At 65.7% G+C, this 17,659-nt stretch carries 18 protein-coding genes; 7 read left to right on the forward strand and 11 right to left on the reverse strand.

Translation table 11 applies throughout. The features are described 5' to 3' along the window. Positions 1-57: 57 nt before the first annotated feature. The 11 genes from C8P66_RS16645 to C8P66_RS16690 form a co-directional block, all read right to left on the reverse strand. A complete protein-coding gene (locus C8P66_RS16645) occupies positions 58-597 on the reverse strand; it encodes a DUF669 domain-containing protein (RefSeq protein ID WP_111399410.1) in 540 nt (179 codons plus the stop codon). 3 nt (positions 598-600) lie between these two features. Further along, positions 601-1,392, reverse strand: coding sequence for an ATP-binding protein (locus C8P66_RS16650; protein ID WP_111399411.1), 792 nt, complete (start codon positions 1,390-1,392; stop codon positions 601-603). Continuing rightward, the gene (locus tag C8P66_RS16655) at positions 1,392-1,580 is read right to left on the reverse strand and encodes a hypothetical protein (protein WP_111399412.1); all 189 of its coding nucleotides are present in this window, start codon (positions 1,578-1,580) and stop codon (positions 1,392-1,394) included. Before C8P66_RS16655 ends, C8P66_RS16650 begins: the two co-directional genes overlap by 1 nt. Further along, positions 1,580-2,146 (reverse strand): hypothetical protein, encoded by a 567-nt coding sequence (locus C8P66_RS16660; protein WP_245903625.1) that lies wholly within the window; start codon positions 2,144-2,146, stop codon positions 1,580-1,582. Before C8P66_RS16660 ends, C8P66_RS16655 begins: the two co-directional genes overlap by 1 nt. Next, positions 2,143-2,271, reverse strand: coding sequence for a hypothetical protein (locus C8P66_RS24745; protein ID WP_281271356.1), 129 nt, complete (start codon positions 2,269-2,271; stop codon positions 2,143-2,145). The genes C8P66_RS16660 and C8P66_RS24745 overlap by 4 nt, the downstream gene beginning before the upstream one ends. Continuing rightward, complete coding sequence (locus tag C8P66_RS16665) at positions 2,268-2,705, reverse strand: hypothetical protein (RefSeq protein WP_211314178.1); 438 nt, start codon at positions 2,703-2,705, stop codon at positions 2,268-2,270. The genes C8P66_RS24745 and C8P66_RS16665 overlap by 4 nt, the downstream gene beginning before the upstream one ends. Next, a complete protein-coding gene (locus C8P66_RS16670; protein WP_111399413.1) occupies positions 2,702-3,169 on the reverse strand; it encodes a hypothetical protein in 468 nt (155 codons plus the stop codon). The genes C8P66_RS16665 and C8P66_RS16670 overlap by 4 nt, the downstream gene beginning before the upstream one ends. Next, positions 3,153-3,869 carry a hypothetical protein gene (locus C8P66_RS16675; protein WP_111399414.1) on the reverse strand — a complete coding sequence of 239 codons (717 nt, stop codon included), beginning with the start codon at positions 3,867-3,869 and terminating at the stop codon, positions 3,153-3,155. The genes C8P66_RS16670 and C8P66_RS16675 overlap by 17 nt, the downstream gene beginning before the upstream one ends. Beyond that, entirely contained in the window at positions 3,869-4,099 is a 231-nt protein-coding gene (locus C8P66_RS16680) for a helix-turn-helix transcriptional regulator (RefSeq protein WP_111399415.1), read from the reverse strand. Before C8P66_RS16680 ends, C8P66_RS16675 begins: the two co-directional genes overlap by 1 nt. A gap of 214 nt (positions 4,100-4,313) precedes the next feature. After that, a complete protein-coding gene (locus C8P66_RS16685) occupies positions 4,314-6,164 on the reverse strand; it encodes a 7-cyano-7-deazaguanine synthase (RefSeq protein WP_111399416.1) in 1,851 nt (616 codons plus the stop codon). Further along, complete coding sequence (locus C8P66_RS16690; protein WP_111399417.1) at positions 6,161-6,949, reverse strand: hypothetical protein; 789 nt, start codon at positions 6,947-6,949, stop codon at positions 6,161-6,163. Before C8P66_RS16690 ends, C8P66_RS16685 begins: the two co-directional genes overlap by 4 nt. A 528-nt stretch (positions 6,950-7,477) precedes the next feature. On the opposite strand from C8P66_RS16690, the gene C8P66_RS16695 reads away from it, so the two are divergent. The 7 genes from C8P66_RS16695 (at position 7,478) to C8P66_RS16725 (ending at position 17,610) form a co-directional block, all read left to right on the forward strand. Then, entirely contained in the window at positions 7,478-7,984 is a 507-nt protein-coding gene (locus C8P66_RS16695; RefSeq protein ID WP_111399418.1) for a DUF2924 domain-containing protein, read from the forward strand. Positions 7,985-8,010: 26 nt separating this feature from the next. Further along, positions 8,011-9,333, forward strand: a complete 1,323-nt coding sequence (locus C8P66_RS16700; RefSeq protein ID WP_245903626.1) for a recombinase family protein — start codon at positions 8,011-8,013, stop codon at positions 9,331-9,333. Beyond that, the gene (locus tag C8P66_RS16705) at positions 9,330-9,722 is read left to right on the forward strand and encodes a hypothetical protein (RefSeq protein ID WP_111399420.1); all 393 of its coding nucleotides are present in this window, start codon (positions 9,330-9,332) and stop codon (positions 9,720-9,722) included. The genes C8P66_RS16700 and C8P66_RS16705 overlap by 4 nt, the downstream gene beginning before the upstream one ends. A gap of 193 nt (positions 9,723-9,915) precedes the next feature. After that, the gene (locus tag C8P66_RS16710) at positions 9,916-12,825 is read left to right on the forward strand and encodes a DUF499 domain-containing protein (protein WP_146422921.1); all 2,910 of its coding nucleotides are present in this window, start codon (positions 9,916-9,918) and stop codon (positions 12,823-12,825) included. Positions 12,826-12,880: 55 nt separating this feature from the next. Beyond that, complete coding sequence (locus C8P66_RS16715; RefSeq protein WP_111399422.1) at positions 12,881-13,273, forward strand: DUF7680 family protein; 393 nt, start codon at positions 12,881-12,883, stop codon at positions 13,271-13,273. Positions 13,274-13,288: 15 nt separating this feature from the next. Then, complete coding sequence (locus C8P66_RS16720; protein WP_111399423.1) at positions 13,289-16,285, forward strand: DUF1156 domain-containing protein; 2,997 nt, start codon at positions 13,289-13,291, stop codon at positions 16,283-16,285. Between the two features lie 17 nt (positions 16,286-16,302). Continuing rightward, on the forward strand, positions 16,303-17,610 hold the full coding sequence (locus C8P66_RS16725) for an MBL fold metallo-hydrolase (RefSeq protein WP_158537281.1): 1,308 nt from the start codon (positions 16,303-16,305) through the stop codon (positions 17,608-17,610). The last annotated feature ends 49 nt before the right edge of the window (positions 17,611-17,659 follow it).

The raw sequence follows: 17,659 nt of genomic DNA on the forward strand, positions 1-17,659 counted from the left end.
ACCTGATCCTGGATGGAGGGAGGGAGGCCGGCAGGCGGGCGGCCTGCCGGCTGGTGATCAGGCATTGCGGCGCCAGGGCGGGGTCGCTGCGGCACCGGCACGGGCGGCCGGCGGAGGCGCGGCAGGCGTCGGACGGGGCCCCGGGCTGGCAGGACGGGGGGCGGTGCCAGTGGCTGCACCAGCGTTGGCCGCGGAGTAGCCGGCCACCTTGTTCCGCGCCTCGCGGTGCACGCCGTATTTGTCGGGACCGGCCGGCTCGACCTTCAGCGTCACGATCAGCGGCTTGAAGTGCAGCTGCTCGCTGTCGCTGACATGGACCTGACCGACCGCGTGGCAGATGGCCGACAGCGTGCGCTGCGCGATCTCCACCGTCTGCTCGTTGCGGTTCACCAGGTTCAGCTGATCGAAGATCTTCCGACGCGCCGAGGGGCCTTCCAGCACCTCGAACACCAGCTTCAGCAGCTGGCCGTCGCCGGCCTTCGTCGGCAGCATCTCGCTTTCGATCAGATGCGCGAGGTATTTGCCGGGCGGCAGCACCTCGAGCGGGACGGCGGGGGCGACCTCGGTCGCGTCAAAGGTTCCATTGAGGGATGCCATTGGTCAGCTCCGGGCTTCGGTGGTGGAGGCGGGCGCGGCGCTGGGTGGCGTCGCGTAGAAGGGGATGCCGGCGGCGAGCTCGGGCCAGGACAGCGGCAGCGTCTCGGCCAAGCCGAAGCGGTTCTTGGCCAGGAAGGCCGGGCGCTCGGCGGTGTGCAGCAGGCGATCACCGCCGCTCACGCCGCGGACCACCTTCTTGTTGAAGCCGACATCCGACTTCAGTGTGCTGACGCGATAGTTCGCGAAGAGCACGGCATCGACATGCTCTTGCACCAAGGCCGATGCGCTGCGATGCAGCTTCGGCTGGTACCGGTCGTAGGGTTCCGTCTCGGGGCTGTCGAAACGCTTGATCTCGGCGTGGGCGATCAGGATCACGCCCATGCCGCGCTCGTCGCGCAGCGCGTTCACGCCGTCGAGGAAGCTGCGCCAGGTGTCGAGCGCGGCGAGGTAGCCCTTGCCGTAGCCGAAGGACTCGATGTCCGGCTGGTTATGCGTGCGCGCCGTGTGCTGCCAGACCAGCGGTTCCAGCCAATCGAGGCTGTCCACCACCAGGGTCTCGAATTCATGCGGCTCGGTGTAGAGCGCGCCCAATGCCTCCATGATTTCATCGAAGCTGCGCAGGAGCCCGAAGGTCGTCGCCTCGATCCGGCCAAGGCCATCCTCGGTCTGCAGGATGACGGGCCGAGGCGAGGCAGCGGCGAACTCTGTCTTACCGACACCGGCCACGCCGTAGAGCAGCAGCCGCGGCGGTGAGAGGCTGGTGCTGCTGCGCAGGGATGCGAGGGAGATCGCCATCAGTGCGCCTCCTGCTTCGCGGCGCGCGGCTTGGCCTTCACCACGTCGACAGAGATGTCGCCGCCGGCGCGGACGACCGCCTCAGCGAAAGCGTCGAGCGTCGGCTCGAAGGCGGCGACGTCCTTCGCGCGCGCCATGGCGTCGCCATCGAGCGGGATGGCGACCTGGATGCGGAGTTCGTGCGCCATCACGCGGCGTCCTTTTGTTCAAGGGTGTAGGAGGGGCGGCCGGTGGCGACGGTGCGCGCCGGCTCGAAGACCGCACGGATGCGCGGCGGCCACGCCGTGAAGCGGCTTTCCGGCACGCGGATCTCGGTGGTGACGTAGTCTGCGGGGTCCTCGCCCCACGACGCGATGGTGGCCACCGCCGCGGCCAGCTTCGGCTGGTCCCACGCCGCCTTCTTCGGCAGGTCGGCGACGACCTCGAAGGCGTCATCGGCGATGCGGACGCGGCCGGTGTCCTTGCCCTCGGCACGACGGGCCGCGGCGGCGGGAGCGCCGTAGCGGGCATGCAGCGCATCGTGCAGTAGGTCGGCGAGGTGCTTGGCGTCGGCCTTCAGCGCCCCGACCTCTTCCAGCAGCAGCGCCAGATGATCGGCGGGCAGGCGTGCGGCCTGCGCGACGTCCATCTCGCGCAGCTGCGCCAGAGTGGTTCGGTTGGTCATGGTGGTCCCATTCAACGAGAAGGTGCCCGGCTGGATGGGCGATGCAGGCGGCCGGGCGGGCGCGGGCATCGGCATGGGGGTGGTGCTCATGGGACGAGCGCCAACTCGACGGCCCAGAGCAGCGCGATGAAGCCGCCGGCCAGCAGCGCGCCGCCGGCGAGGTTTCGGAGCGCTTCGCCGATGGCGTGCAGGTGCTGGCCGGTGCGCGGGCTCACGGCGTCACCTCGGCGATGGCGTCGGGCGACGGCAGCGGGCCTTCCTCGGCCTGGCGCGCGCGGTGGGCACGCACACGATCGCCATCGGCGTCGGCACAGCGCACGCTGCGGCGCGCGATTTCGATCCAGACATGCAGCGGCAGCACCACCATCGGCGTGGCGCGGTCACGCCAGAGGAACAGCGCGTCATTGCCGCCGAGCCAGCGCTCCAGCGTCTTGAAGCCATCGCCTTCGCCGCGCGCCTTGACCTCGGCCTTCACCGGCTCGGCGCCGCGCACATAGAGATCGACGTCGGCGCTGTTGCCGCGGTACCGGACGGCACCGGAGAGCGGCACGCGCTCGGCGCGCAGGCCGCACTTCATGTGGATGTCGACGATGGCGCGCTCGCGGCGCAGGCCCTTGTCGCGGGATGATTTGCCCATGGCCGGCCTCACGCCTCAGGCTGGGAGAGATCAGCGAGGCGCAGCAGGAGGCGTCCGCGGCGGATGCAGTCCGTGCCGTGCTGCAGCAGATGCTCCCCGGCCTCGCGCAGCTCACCGGGCTGGAGGGCATCGGGCACCAGTTCCACGAACTCGTCGCGGGAGGGGACCCACACCCGCTCACGCCCCACCTGTTCGACATAGGTCCGCGCCGCCTCCGGCCACATGGACAGCTGCGCGGCACGGAGCTGCTTGGCGTCGGAGCCGTCCTTCTCGTCGTAGTGCCGAGAAAGGAAGGCCCTGATCTCCGCATTCAGGCCGCGGGCCAGCAGGTGGCGCAGCACGTCCTGGTCCGTGGTGACCGCGGTCCACATCTGCGAAAGGATGGCGTTCGCGACGGCCGGTGCATTGTCCGGCGAACCGATGGTACGGCGGGCGTCACGGATGATGGCGCGAACGCGCTCAGTGGGCTTGGTCATTGGTCGGCTCCAGGAGGTTGATCCAGATGCGCAGCCGTTCCGCGGCCTGCAGCGCCTCGCGCAGCAGCGTCGGCATCAGGGCGGCGGAACGGGCGGCGAGTTCGGGGAGGTCACAGTCGAGCCGTGCGAGGTCCTGCACGGCGCCGGTCCAATCGACCCAGTCGGCGCCGATGGGCGCGACCTTCGGCGGCTCGGGCGGCGGGGACGGACGCTTGGGGCGGGGCGGCGGCGGCCCGATGGTGGCCTGCACGGCATCGAGCACCGCGCCGCGCAGCCCGGTCGTGGTCGGCGGCGTGCCGTCGGCGCGGGACTGCGCGAAGTAGGCCTCCATCGCGGCGCGCCCCGCAGCCTGGGCTTGCTCCCCGCGCCCGCCAGCGAGTTCCTCGTAGCGATGTGCCGTGCTGGTCGAGATGCCGGCATCGGCCAGGGCCTGGGCCTTCGAAATTCCCACCGCTGGGAACTTCGAGCCACCGCCTGAGCCGCCATGGTCTGCGCGTTCCAGCTCCCGGCTCAGCTCACCGATGCGCACGCAGGCGCGCAGGTGGATCTCGCGCACCCAGACCTCGAGTTCGCGGTCGTCGCGTTGGCGGGCATAGGCGGCGAGCGCCGCAGCCTTGTCGCGGACCTCCGAGGCCTCATCGATGCGGGCGCATTCGGCCAGCGCGGTGCGGGCCTGCTCGTAGCGGACCAGCGCGGGCATCAGGCGGTCGCCGCGACCGACATGCCGGCATGGGACGGCTGCGGGGTGCTGGTGGCGTCGCGGGTCTGCGCCGCCTCGAAGGCCTCAATATCCTCGAGGCGATAGGCGACGCGGCCGCCCAGCTTCAGGAAGGCGGGGCCCTGGCCCAGCCAGCGCCACCGCTCCAGCGTGCGGGGGCTGAGGCACCAGCGGCGCGCCACCTCCTTCTGCGTCAAATGCTGGATGCCCATTGTTCGCTCCGTCGTCCTTCGCGGAGACCGACACGGACACGCCGTGGTGGTCTCGATATGCGAGGATTTTCAGGCGATTACGGGCTAACTGATATTCGCAGCCCTGATGTTTCTTGTGACGTCCGGGGCGATACAACCCGCGGGAAACCGCGACCAAAAGGCGGCTCCTGTGACATCGAGCCTGCCGCGTTGTGACATGGGTCGCTCAGGGGCGTTACGGCGCGGGGGGTTCCCTCATGTCTGCCAGCGAGAGCTCCCGCAGATTCGGGTTCAGCCGATACCCGGCACGCTCCTTGTTTTCGATGAAGCTGTTCTGATCCAGCACGACGCCGAGCGAAACGGAGAGAGGCTCGATGGCGGTGCGCAGGCGGGTGAGCTGTTGCCTCATCGATTGCTCGGAAATGCCAAGCCGGACGGCCAGGTCAGCGGGCGCGAGGAATGGGACGGCCTGTCCTGCTGCTTTGGCGTCGCGGAAATTGGCCAAGAGCTCCTCGGCGAGTCGAAAGTTCGCGCCGCTCAGCGTCGTGCCGTCGCGGAACACGACGACCTTGCCATCCTTATCAATGGCAAACTCGAGGACCGGAACCGACAGCCGATCAATGAAGGCCTTTGCCTGCTTGTCGTAATCCGATGGAGGTGCAACTTCGATGCTGCTGCGGCTGAAGCAGACGGCCAGCAGTGACGCTGGCGGCAATTCGTTTCTGAAAAGTGCCCGCGAGTGCTCCTGCAAGCCGGCAGTAATCACCGATTCGACCGCTGCGGCCTGTCGTTGAAAAAGATCGTAGAGGCCGTTACCAGCCTCGGCCGCCGACAGGTCGTTGAAGCTGTCGAGGGCCGAGACGACTTCCGGGAATTCCACCAGGAACCGTTCTTTCGGCGTTGATCCCACCTTTTTGAAGAAAGTCACGTAACTCACGGCCATGCGCAGGTCGTCTTTTGCGCTTCGATCAGCCGTCAGCAAATCGATCTTATAGTTCTCGGCGGGCTCGAACGAAGCCATGTCAGCCGCCATGACGCCAAATCGACGGTCGATGCACTGGGAGCACGCGCCGCAATGCTTCTGTTTCGTTGTCCAGCTGCGCGGCCGCGTGCAACTGTTTGTCAGGGCCAGCAGGTCCGCCATGCCGGCCTCCTTTATCTTCAGGGTGACCTCCCGTTTGGTCAGCCACTGTAGCGGATTTCGGATGGAAATCGGGCGATCCAGGAGGGTCGAGAACAGCTCTTCCAATCCACGAAAGACCCTGGGGTGGGTTGTGCGTGTCGCCCTGCCGCCGACCACATCGCCAGCGACCGGCGGATTTATGCTGACAACTCCGTTTTCGTAGAAGGTGAAGCGGTCTTTGCCGGACATGCGCGCGATCACAAGGCCAAGGCATGCGAACAGGAATGAGCGCGTTCGCTGGGTGTATTCGTTGGCATTGACGTTCTCGTTGGTCACCCAAACGGGAATGTACGAAATGCGCCGCTCGTGGCCTCGCTCCTTGAGGGCGTCGACCAGGGTCTGCTGGATACTTTGAACCTTGGTGGATGATGAATGGCCCACGAGGCAAACCGACCGCTTATCCAGCACCACGTCCTGCAGGCCACCTGCAAATGAGTCGACGCCGCCCGAGAACATGGAGACTTCGTCGCAGTCCTGCGATGCGTCGATCAGGTCATGGAAGTAGACGTCCCGAGGCTGAAATGGGTCGGTGGCCTTTCGGAATTCAAACGAGTAGCTGTCATCGGATAGAAACCCCAAAGTGTCCGCCAACATGCTCTGAATGCGGTCCTGCTGCCACACCTCGGGAAGCCGCACTGGAATGGAAAAGCGAAGGCTGCGGCGCCAGCTCTCGCCGAAGTTCGTCAGCTGCAGAGAACCCCGCTTCAGGCGCTGATCGGCGCAGTAGACGTAGGCTGCCACCTCCAGAAGATCGATCAGCAGGTCGGGCACATTCCCGACCATCGTTCGCGTGATGTAGTCAACGCGCAGATTGACGTTCTTGCCCGGCCCGTGGACGTTCATGGCGATGGCATCAGCGTGGGACGGCGCTGCCACGCCGCACTCGATGTCGAACTGCTTCACGACGAACCCTTCCTTTGGGCAAGCTCGATGCGGATCTTCTCGACGGAGTGGCTTGCGAAGCGCCGCACATCATCGCGGGTCAGCGACTTGCCCTCCTTGAAAAAATTCTTGCCCAGCCAGTCTCGCGCGAAGGCACGCATGATCAGAGATGCCTCATCGCAGTGTCGCCGGATCGCGCCGTTGAAAGCCTCGAGGTCGTTCACTGATTTTGTTGTCCTGTCGGGCGCGATCATCCGATGGAGGTTTCGGTCGAGATAATAGTGGATGACCCGGTCCACAAACCTGGAATGGAAGCGCTGCGCCAGATCAGCGAAGGCGTCCGCATTTTTCAGGGCGGACAGAGAGTGGCGCAGATCCTCTGCCGTGGGCTGCCACAATACCGGAAGCCGCTGTTGCACCGTTTCGGCAAGAGCTCCCAGCGCAGCCTGTCGCGCCATTTCGCCCAGGTCAGTGGCGCCGGCGAAACTGCGCCGCTGAACCTGTTCCAGAGCCGCGTCGTATGCCACGAGCAGCTCGGGCAGCGACTTGGGCGCAGGACCCCGAAGTCCGAGTGCCGCCATGCCGTCGGCGAATGCCCCCGAGCTGGCTGCCTGCGGAAGCCGGACGAGAAGCCAAAGGGCTTCGATGAAGACAGGGTCCTTCAGTGCAAGTTTCAGCGCGTCCTGTCCGACCTTGGTGATCTGGTCGACCAGGTCAGCTGTCGGCGTTCCGCCATCCAGGAGATATCTGATGATCTCGGGCAGCAGTCGATAGGCTGGCAGTTTCCCGAGGCGCTGGTGGCCCATGAGTCAGCCGGTAGCGGCGGGACGTTCGCTGCCGCCTTCATCGCGCCCACTGAAGGACCACCTCTTCTCCCGCAACCTCAACAGCCTCCAACGTCCGCGAATCGGAGCCGCAAGCGCGGCAGAGCAAACATGGCCAAAGGGTTGCGGTAACGCAATCAGAAGTAGTGCAGCGTAGCTCGTAGTTCCCGTGTCGGCGTATGACGCCTACTGGTCGCGAACCCCGCCCCGAACCACAGAACTTCGCTGCGGTGCTTTTGTTCCCGCTTGTCTTCGCTAAGAGATTGTTTTCGCTGTTCTTCTCGGTTGGGCGACACGATCTTGCCTCCCAGCCATGCCCCCGAACCCGATCAACCAGCACCTCCCACCGCACCTCCGCGAGGTGTGCAGCATCCTGGCCGCAGGGCTGGTGCGGCTGCGCAGCCGCGCTGCCGAGGAAGCTGCGCGCGAGGCTGCTGACCAGGGAGAGCGCGGCCTACACTTCCCGGCACCCCAGCGCCTGGATGCGAACCGGACCAACCGGAGACCCGCATGACACGCGCCACCAAATCCAAAGCCGGGACCCCGCCGGCACCCACCATCCCCGCCATTCCACCGGCCGACGTGCTGGGCCGGCTGGCGGCATTGAAGACCACCGCCACGCTGGACCTGAAGCAGCAATGGCGGGAGCTCTTTGCCGCCGATCCGCCGCCCTACAATCGGCGCTTCCTGGAGAGCCGCCTGGCCTACCGGATCCAGGAACTGGCCTTTGGCGGCCTGAAAGCCGAGACGATCCAGCGCCTCGAGGCGCTGGGCGAGCAGCTGGACGGCGGGAACCCCGTCCTTCGACGCATCCGCGGCGACGACAAGCCAATCGCCGGCACGCGGCTGATCCGCGAGTACCACGGCGTTGAGCACAGCGTCACCGTGCTGCACGACGGCTACGAGTATCAGGGCCGCCCCTACCAGTCGCTCTCCTCCATCGCCCGCGCGATCACCGGCACGCGCTGGAATGGCTGGCTGTTCTTTGGCCTGAAGAACCGGAGGGCCGCGGCATGAAGCGCAAGCCAGCCGCCGACGCCGCGATGCCGGCCACGGTCCGGAAAATCCGCGCCGCCGTGTACACGCGCAAGTCGAGCGAGGAAGGGCTCGACATGGAGTTTAACTCGCTCGACGCTCAGCGCGAGGCCTGCGAGGCGTACATCACCAGCCAGCGGTCGGAGGGCTGGGTGCTGGTGCCGGACCGCTATGATGATGGCGGCATCTCCGGCGGCACCCTCGACCGGCCGGCGCTGCGGCGCATGCTCGCGGACATCGAGCGCGGCCTCATCGATGTGGTGGTGGTCTACAAGATCGACCGGCTGTCGCGCGCGTTGATGGACTTCGCCAAGCTGGTCGAGGTGTTCGACGCGAACAGCGTGACCTTTGTGTCGGTGACCCAGTCCTTCAACACCACGACCAGCATGGGGCGGCTCACGCTGAACATCCTGCTTAGCTTCGCGCAGTTCGAGCGCGAGGTCATCGGCGAGCGCATCCGCGACAAGGTGGCGGCGTCGCGGGCGCGCGGGATCTGGATGGGTGGCTTCGTGCCGCTCGGGTACGACGCGCGGGACCGCAAGCTACTGGTGAATGAGGCCGAGGCCTTGCTGGTGCGCCGGATCTTCGAGGGGTTCATCGAGACGGAATCCGGCACGAAGCTCGTGCAGGCCTTGCGCGCCGAGGGCGCCACCACGAAGCGCGGCCGCGCTTTCACCAAGAGCGACGTCTATCGGGTGCTGAGCAACCGCACCTATCTGGGCGAGGCGATGCACAAGGGGAAGTCGCATCCCGGCGAGCATGCCGCCATCGTACCGCGGGCGGTGTGGGACGCGGCGCACGCCCTGCTGACGATCAGCCCGCGGACCCGCGCCAATCGCACGCGCCGCCAGACGCCTTCGCTGCTGCGCGGGTTGATCTTCGGCAGCGACGGGCGAGCCATGTCGCCCACCCACGCGCGGGGGCGCCGCGGCCAGCAGTACCGCTACTATGTCAGCCAGTCCGTGCTGAAGGGCAGCGCTGCGGACGGGCCGGCCATCGCCAGGATTTCCGCTGCGGAGATCGAGTGCGTTGTCATCGCGCAGGTGCGGGGGCTGCTGCGCCAGCCGGAGGTGGTGCTTGGGGCCTGGCGCGCCGCACGGGCCTCGGCGCCGGACATGACGGAGGACGAGGCCCGGCTGGCGTTGGAGCGGCTCGACCCTCTTTGGGAGGAGCTGTTCCCTGCCGAGCAGGCGCGGATCATCGGCCTCCTGGTCGACCGAGTGGACATCGGGCCGGGCGGGGCGGACGTGCGGCTGAAGCTGGAAGGGTTGGCCAGCCTCGCGCGGGACCTGGCCACGCCGCCGGCCGAACCGGCGAGGGCGGCCGCGTGACCGGCGCCGCGCAGATGCTGACGGTGCGGGTGCCGTTGGCGGTCCGGAAGCAGAGGGGCGGGCGGAAGCTGGTCCTGATGCCGGGCGGCATGGCGCCGCGCGGCGCCTCGGCTGCGGACACCACGTTGGTGAAGGCGCTAGCCCGGGCGTTCCGGTGGCGTCGGATGATGGAGGCGGGCCGCTACGGCACGATCAATGAGCTGGCGGCGGCCGAGAAGATCAACTCGTCCTATGTCTCGCGCCTCCTGCGCCTCACGCTGCTGGCCCCCGACATCGTCGAGGCAGTCCTGGACGGGCGGCAGCAGGAGGCGATGACCCTGCCGGGGCTGATGGAGCCGTTTCCGGTGGAGTGGAGCCGTCAGAACGAGATGCTCCGCGCCCAACGATAGCCGCGCCCGTGCCGTGGATCCCTGCCAACGGACACGAAGACCTGACTCGGGCGTTTGTTTCGCCAACCGCAATCTCGACCACCCATGCCCCTCTCCGGTATGTTACTTATTGAGGGCGTGCGATGTAGCCCCGAACGGGAGAGCAGCATCCCGTTGAACTAATACTACAACCGCGTCGGGGGAATTGAAGATCATGGGCGTTAAGGGGGGCAGCAAGCCACGCGATGATGTTTTGCAGGGCGAGTTGGATGACGCCATCTTCGCGGCCAGCTTCGGTAAGCTGATCCGCAACGATGGCCCACTGATTTATCGCGATCCCGATCAATTCTTCAAAAATACTCACCCCACCGCTGCCTTGTCGAAACTCTGCCGCGACGTCTTCGGCCGACTCGCGTCGACCACCGAGGCCGGGGCAATTCTGCGCCTGTCGACTGGGTTTGGCGGCGGCAAAACCCACGCACTCATGACGCTGTGGCACCTGGCGAAGGTAATGGCCGACCCGACCAAAGGCACTGACCTCCTCCCACCCGCCGGCCGCCCGCCTTCCGTCCGCATCTGTGGCATCGATGCCGAAGGCGCAGGCTATCCGGTCTTCGCCCGGCATGGCGACCTGGAGGCAAAGAGCCTCGCTGCCGAGCTCGCCTTCCAGCTGGGCGGCCCGAGCGCCCTCAACGCCCTCGGCCCCACCAACAGCGCCGCTGCCTCGCCAGACGAGCAGACAGTCGAATCCTGGCTCCCTAACGAGCCGACCCTGATCCTTCTCGACGAGCTCGTCCTGCACATGGACAAGCTGACCGAGCAGGAAATCGGCAACCTGATCGGCTTCCTCCGCACGTTGATGACGGCTATCGCCACACGGAAGCAGACCGTGTTGGTCATCACGGACCCCAAGGATCAGCCTGCCAACGCCCAGGGCGCAGCGCGCCTGCAGCACCTCGCGCGCATGCTGGAGCAGCAGACCGGTCGACAGGCCACCGTGATTGAGCCGATTGGCAATGAGACGGCCCAGGTCATTATTCGGCGTCTGTTCGACACGGTGGACCCTGCCTTCGCTGCAAAGGCCTCTGCCGACCACCATGCCCTCTACCAGCGCGTGGCGCAGGACCACCCAACCCTGGTGCCGGAGGAAGCTCGCTCGCCAAAATACGCCGAGCGCCTCCGCGCCTGCTACCCGCTCCATCCACGCCTGATCAAGACGGCCGAAGAGCGGCTCCGCGTCCTGCCGGACTACAACCTCTCCCGCGGCACGCTCCGCCTTTTCGCTAGGATGGTCCGCGGCGTGTGGGACGATCCCGCGTGCGATCCTGACATCATCACGGCCGGCGAGATCAACTGGTCCAGCCCGCTTATCCAGGATGACCTTCTCGAACGGCTCGGTCGCGAGAAATTCCGCGCCGCCGTCGCCGCCGATGTGGAGGGCCACGCAGGTGACCTCGACAGTGGCAGCTGGGGACACCACCGGCGCGTCGCGTCCGCGCTACTGCTCGAAAGCCTCCCGCTCGAAGCCAATAGCGGCCTCGATCCCGCCGACCTGACGCTTGCCGTCTTGCGGCCCGAGGATGGCGGCGACGAGCCATCGCACGCGCTCGATCGCCTCGCCGGAGCCTGCTGGCACCTGTACCCGATGAGCGGCAGCGCCAATGCCTGGCAGTTCCGCTACGAGCCCAACATCCTGAAGCAGATAGAAGAACGGATGGGGCAAGTGCCGCGCCCCGACGCGCTCGACCGCCTGAAGACCGAGGTTCAGAAATCCTTCCAGGGTGCCTTCGCCAAACTGCTCGCGTGGCCGCCCAACGCCAAAGCGGTGCCGGAGCGCCCCGAACTGCAGCTTGCGCTCTGCGAGAGCGAGGACATCGCAAAGCAGGTCGTCGCCTACACTGACGACACGCCGGGCGCCGAGACCATGCGGACCTACCGTAACGCCATCCTTGCCGTGGCGCCGGACGCGAACGGGCTAGAGAAGGCGATCCAACGCATCCAGCGCCTGATGGCCGCCGAGGCAATCGAGGCGGAGCAGACCTCGAGCGAGGGCGGCAAGCTGGCGCGCGAGCAGCTCAAGAAGCAGATCCCCGAACTGCGTAAGGCGACGCGGCTGGAAGCGGCGCGTGCGTTCAACCGCCTGGTCCTGGCGGATGGGGCTGGCCTCACCATCGACGAGCGCTTCATCGCACCGCCAGACACTCCACCGATGCAGCTTCCTTCTGGCCAGGATGCCGTTAAGGCCTTCGTCGAGGACCGCAAGCTGATCTACGGTGATACCGACAGCCTGTTCCCTGATCGCTTCGTGGAACTGGTGTTCAGCGGCGCAGTGCCGCTGACGGATGAACCTGACGCGCGCGCAGCATCCGCCCTGCAGAAGCGATTCCTTTCCGCCCAGGGACTGCGCTTGGTTCCGAATGCGAGCGTCATCCGCAGCTCCATCCTGCGGGCCGTCACGGATGGCAAGCTGGTCGTGCGGCAGGAGGATGGCACCGCCTTCGATGACAAGGGTGCGGTCTACACGACCAATGGCCATCGCCGGCGCGATGATGGGCGCAAGCTCACAACGCTGCCAATGGATGATGCGACCAGGGTCGCCGAGACTAGCAGCGCGACGGGCAAGGAATGGCTGAAGGTCTCCGGCGCGCAGGAAGCGATGCCGAAGCCAGGGGGCCTGCCGCTGCCTCCGCCGCCGCCCAAGAACGCAGGCGCAACCTCGACCACCGACACCGAGGTAGCATCCACCTACGGTGACAAGCGCGCCCTACTGAGCCTTCGCATCACCTGTCTCACCGCGGCGGATGCGCAGAAGGCGCTTGGTGCTGCCAGCCCGCTCGGTGCGGCCGAAATCACCATCGAGGCCGAGCTGACCGGCGACATGAAGGACGGTGGCAAACTGACCTTCAGCGTGGCGGAGACGAAGGTTGCTGCCGCCATTAAACCTCTGACTATGGCGCAGACCTTGGGCAATGCCTTGGCGCCTGGCAGTTCGATCCGCGTGACCGTGGTGCTGGGTTTTGGCAAGGACGGCAAAGCCGACTTGGGTGCATCACTGCGGAGCTTGTTCATGCAACTACCGGATACCGCCACCATCGAAGCGCGCTTCGCGCCGCTGTCGGCCTGAAGGCGTGGTATCGGCACAGGTCCAGGCTACACGCGCGGCCCCTTTCGCGCTGCGCGTGGTCCAGCGGCAGCAGGGTCTTGCGGCGATCATCTACCGCCGGCGCGTGAATGACCGGATGGAGGAACGCTTCGATCGTGTGGCGGCGCTTTCGCCGCTCGCGCTCACAGCGGCATCCGGCCTCCTGCGCGCGGCGCTGAAGGCCGCGGGCGGCAAGGCGAAGTTGGAGCCAGGCCCTTATCAGCCGCTCGACGCCGATTGGGGCGCGCGCGTTGCTGGTTTTGCCATCGTGGCGCGGGGCCTGCGGGAGGCCCGGCGGCTGTCCAAATCCGCCGAGCATTTTCGGGCGGCCGATGCGACCGAGGCAGCGTCCTGGTTCGGCCGCATGCAGGACGGGCGCGCCCTGCGCTGGGTGCGCGCACTGAGAATTATCACCGAAGCTGTGAAGTAAGGGCGGACGCAGAATATGCCGGATGGCACGAAGACGGGGCGACCTCGGCTGCTGATTGAGGATTGGCTTCCGGCCGCTGCAATCGGCGTGGAGTGCATCCGCGAGCGCAGCACCGGTCAGCAACCACCCGACAAGCGCTTTCATGTTTGGTGGGCTCGCCGGCCGTTGGCAGCGAGCCGAGCGGCCGTGCTGGCCAGCGTGCTGCCTGCGGATTTCCCTCGGGAGACTTTCGAGCGGCTGCTCGGATTTGGTCGCTCTGGTGAAGAAATCGTAGCAATCCGCGAGTTGATGAACAGCGGCGTCCAGGTGCCGGGAGGTTTTGGCGCGTCACGAGCGTTCAAGGGCGTCATTCGGGCCAAGGATGTTGAGGCAGCGCACGTCGCCGCAACGCGCATCTGGGGACACCTGCCGACGGTGATGGACCCGATGGCTGGCGGCGGCTCCATTCCGCTCGAAAGTGCGCGGCTTGGGTTTCCGACGCTAGCGAACGAGTACAATCCCGTCGCGTGCAGCGTTTTGGAGGCAACACTCGACTACCCATTCCGCTTCGGATCGAGCTTGGCAGTCCGCGCGCGCCATTGGGGCCGCGAATGGGAGAAGCGCGTTGCGGCTCGCCTAGGACGGTTCTTCCCCAAAGAAGTAGGGGCTAACGTCCAAGCTTATATCTTCGCACGCACCGTCCCTTGCCCAACGACTGGGCACATGACGCCGCTTGTTCCAGATTGGCATCTATTGAAGCCAAAGGGCGGTATCCCCGTCGTTGCAGAGCCGGTGGTCAATAAGACGGCAGGTACCTGGACGACCGTAGTCCGCCCAGTAGGCGTTGGCCCAGGGGCCATCAGTGCTCCGCCGCCACGTACCTACGCGAAGGGCAAGGGCATCAGCCTCTTTACCAAGGAATCGATTCCCGCCGAATGGATCAAAGCGCAAGCCCAGGCAGGTCGGATGGGCAGTGCGCTTTACGCGGTAGCGTTGAAGACACCGCAGGGGCTGCAGTTTCGTCCACCGCAACAGGCCGACCTTACCGCGCTGGATTCCGCAGAAGCGCAGTTGCAGCAATGGCGCGGAGACTGGGAGGCGCGGAACCTGATCCCGACCGAGGAGTATCCGCAGATCACGACCGACGCGCGGCCACGCACCTATGGTATGCCGCGCTGGGCCGACATGTTCAGCCCGCGCCAATTGCTCGGCTTTGGCGTGTTGATGGAAGAGCTTCAGGCGCTACGGCCCGCCATCCTTGCTCAAGAAGGAGAGGAAATGGGTGAAGCGGTTGCGCACTTGCTCGCATTCGCAATCGACAAGTTCACCAACTACAACTGCATGATGGCTTCCTGGCACATCTCCCACCAGGTGATCCGCGGTGTATTCGACCGGCACGATTTCTCGTTTAAGCTGACGTTCACCGAAATGGCGCCCGTGCAGGCAAGCGGGGGCCTCGCATGGGTCATCGGCAGTGTTGTCGACGCTTACGAGGGCGTCGCAAAGCTGCCAACGGCGCCAGCGAAGGCCGCAGTTGAGTGCTCCCAGGGTTCGGCAGCATCGCTGATTCACCTGGCCGATGACTCGCTCGATGCGATCGTTGTCGACCCACCGTATTCGGACAATGTTCAGTACAGCGAGCTGGCCGACTTCTTTTACGTTTGGCTGAAGCGCAGCCAGGGTCATCGCCGACCTGAGTGGTTCTCATCTCTGCTTTGCGAGAACGCGGATGAGGCCGTGAAAAACGATGCCCGCTTCCGCGCTGGAGCGAAGAAAGCCAAAGATGCTGCCGCTGCTGCTCAGGCTCACTATCAGGATCTCATGACGAAGGTTTTCATCGAGGCCCATCGCGTTCTGCGCCAAGATGGCGTGCTCACGGTCATGTTCACGCACAAGAAGCAAGAGGCGTGGGAGGCACTGTTCGCATCGTTGATCAAGGCCGGCTTTACCATGACAGCCACGTGGCCGGTGAAGACCGAGAGCGAACACAGTCTGCACCAGGCAAAGAAGAATGCGGCGCAATCGACTGTCATCCTCGTCGCTCGGCCACGCGTTGCCCACGCAGGCACGGGCTATTTCGATACCAAGATGCAGGCGGATATTCGTGGAGCGGCTGAGGCTACGGCGGAACGCCTCTCCGCCGAAGGTTTGAACCCGGTCGACCAGCTTGTCGGCAGCTTCGGTCCGGCCATGGAAGTCTTTTCCGCCTACGACCAGGTGCGGACGGACACGGGCGAGCCCGTCGGTGTCGGCGCAGCCATCGACATCGCCGCTGATGCCGTGGCCGGCTGGCGCATCCGACAGCTGGCGCAGGGAGGGCTCCAAGGGGTCGAGCCTGAGGCGCAATTTGCTCTGTTGTGTTGGGCCACGCTGCGCGCCGCAGAGTTCCGGTTCAACGAGGCGAAGCTGCTTGGCCATGCGGTCGGCATGGACGTCTCAACGCTGCAGCAGGCAGGGCTGATCACCAAGACGGCGGATAAGGTGAACATCCTCTCCGCCGCCGACCGCCGGCGCGAGGCACCACTGACCGAGGCCGAGGCCCAGCAGCTTCTGTTCGGCTGGGAACCTGGCGTTGGCAAGAAGATGAAGGCAGCGGATGCGCTGAAGATCCATCCCCGTGACACGGTCTTTCGAACGCATCTGGACAAGGCTCAGGCTCTCGCCCTGACCTATGCCGACGCAGGCGGCGGCGCTGCCGGTATCGGTGCCGCACGCTCCTTCGCCACCCGTCACAGCATCAAGCTCGGCGATCCGACCGTCCGCCTGATCGAGGCGCTTCTGCGCGCCGCCCCGCCCGCTGTGCGACGGGAGAAGAACGCAGTGGCAGAGAAATTCGCCGAGTTCCGAGCGTGGCACGCCATGCTCCTGCCAGTGTTCGGCCTGACGCCGCCCGATTGGACGGAAAAGAAGCCCGACCAGGCTGTGCTTGACCTCCTCGCGAAGACGGCAACGCCCAGCGCCGAAGACGCTGGAGAGGCGGAGACTGACGACGAGGAGGAAGAGGACGCGGAGGACGATGAGGACGAGGAGTGAGCAACCCACCGCACTCCGTGCTCGATCAGCTGCTCGCGCTCCCGGTCAGCGGGGAGGCGTTCCTCTTACGTCGGCGTGGGCATGCTGTGCTCGTGGACGGCGGCTGGAAGAAGGACAAGGTCGCAGCTGTCATTGGTGCACATATTCCAGCGCTAAGGACGCTGGATATTGTTGTCTGCACACATGGCGACGGCGATCATGCCGGTGGCCTACCCGAACTGCTGAGGCGGTGGCCCGGCCGCATCGGACAAGTGTGGTTGCCGGGACGATGGGTCGAAGTCGTGCCGGAGCTCATGAAGGATCCAAAGGGCTTCGTGGACAACCTAGTCCAGCAACTCGACACCATCATCCGCGACAACGCGCCCGATCCGATCGTCCAGTCGCAGCTTGATCGCTCGGGGGATTTTCAGGGGTCAGCCTTTCCTGAGATACCTCAACGCCAAGAGGATGCGCCGAGGGATCCGGAGTCTGATGAACCCGAAGTCGCTGAGGCTGATGGATGGTTCGGCGAAGTTTGGGATGACCGCGAGATTAATCTCGACGCGACGGAGCCAACAGAAGACCTCCCTTGGTTTGCTGAACTGAGGGACGCCAAGGGGTTGGCGACCGAGAAAGTCGCGTCCGCGGCACTCCAATCCGCAAGGGCCCGCATCGGCTACCGGAAGAAGAAGCGCCGCATCACTGCGAGCACTGCGTCAGCTTGGCTTGGCATGATCGATACTGTGGAAGCGATAAGGGGCATTGCTGCCGCGGCAATCGCTCGGCGCCTCAGGGTCCGGTGGTTCGACTACCAGTCGTTTGCGAGCACGAGGCGGCCAAATGGCGGTGTGCGCGGCTTTCTTGAGCCAATCAACGCCAGAGAGCAGCCCCCGGAACCGCTGACGCTGAGCTTCCTTATGAGGCTGACGATCATCAACCGGCAGAGTCTCGTATTCTTTGCGCCTCCTAAGTTGTCTCGCCTGGGAGTTCTCTTCTGCGGGGATTCGCCACTCGGCGACGGCCGCCGGTTCGGCCAGTCATTCCTGAGGCACACAGCGCGCCCGACACTGCCGATCGTGGCAACGGCTCCGCATCACGGCGCCGAGACGAATCGATCTGCATACGACCACATGCGTAAGTGGGCAGACGTCGTTGTCCTGCTGCGAGCGGGCGGTGATAGCGATCAACCTGGCGCGACGTTCAGGTCGCTCGGCTGGCCATTCAAGGTCTGTGCGACGTGCCCGAGAAGCGGTCGCGCCCCGCATCTTGCCGGCGTCGCTGGTCCCGGACCGCATCCTTGGTTTCCATCAGCCATCATCGTGGGGATGCCCTGTGGTTGCACATAGCTTCGTAACCGGATGGCGTCCTGCATCCTTCTTCGGCACGGGAGCTAAC

Source organism: Humitalea rosea (assembly GCF_003253705.1).
Taxonomy (GTDB): domain Bacteria; phylum Pseudomonadota; class Alphaproteobacteria; order Acetobacterales; family Acetobacteraceae; genus Humitalea; species Humitalea rosea.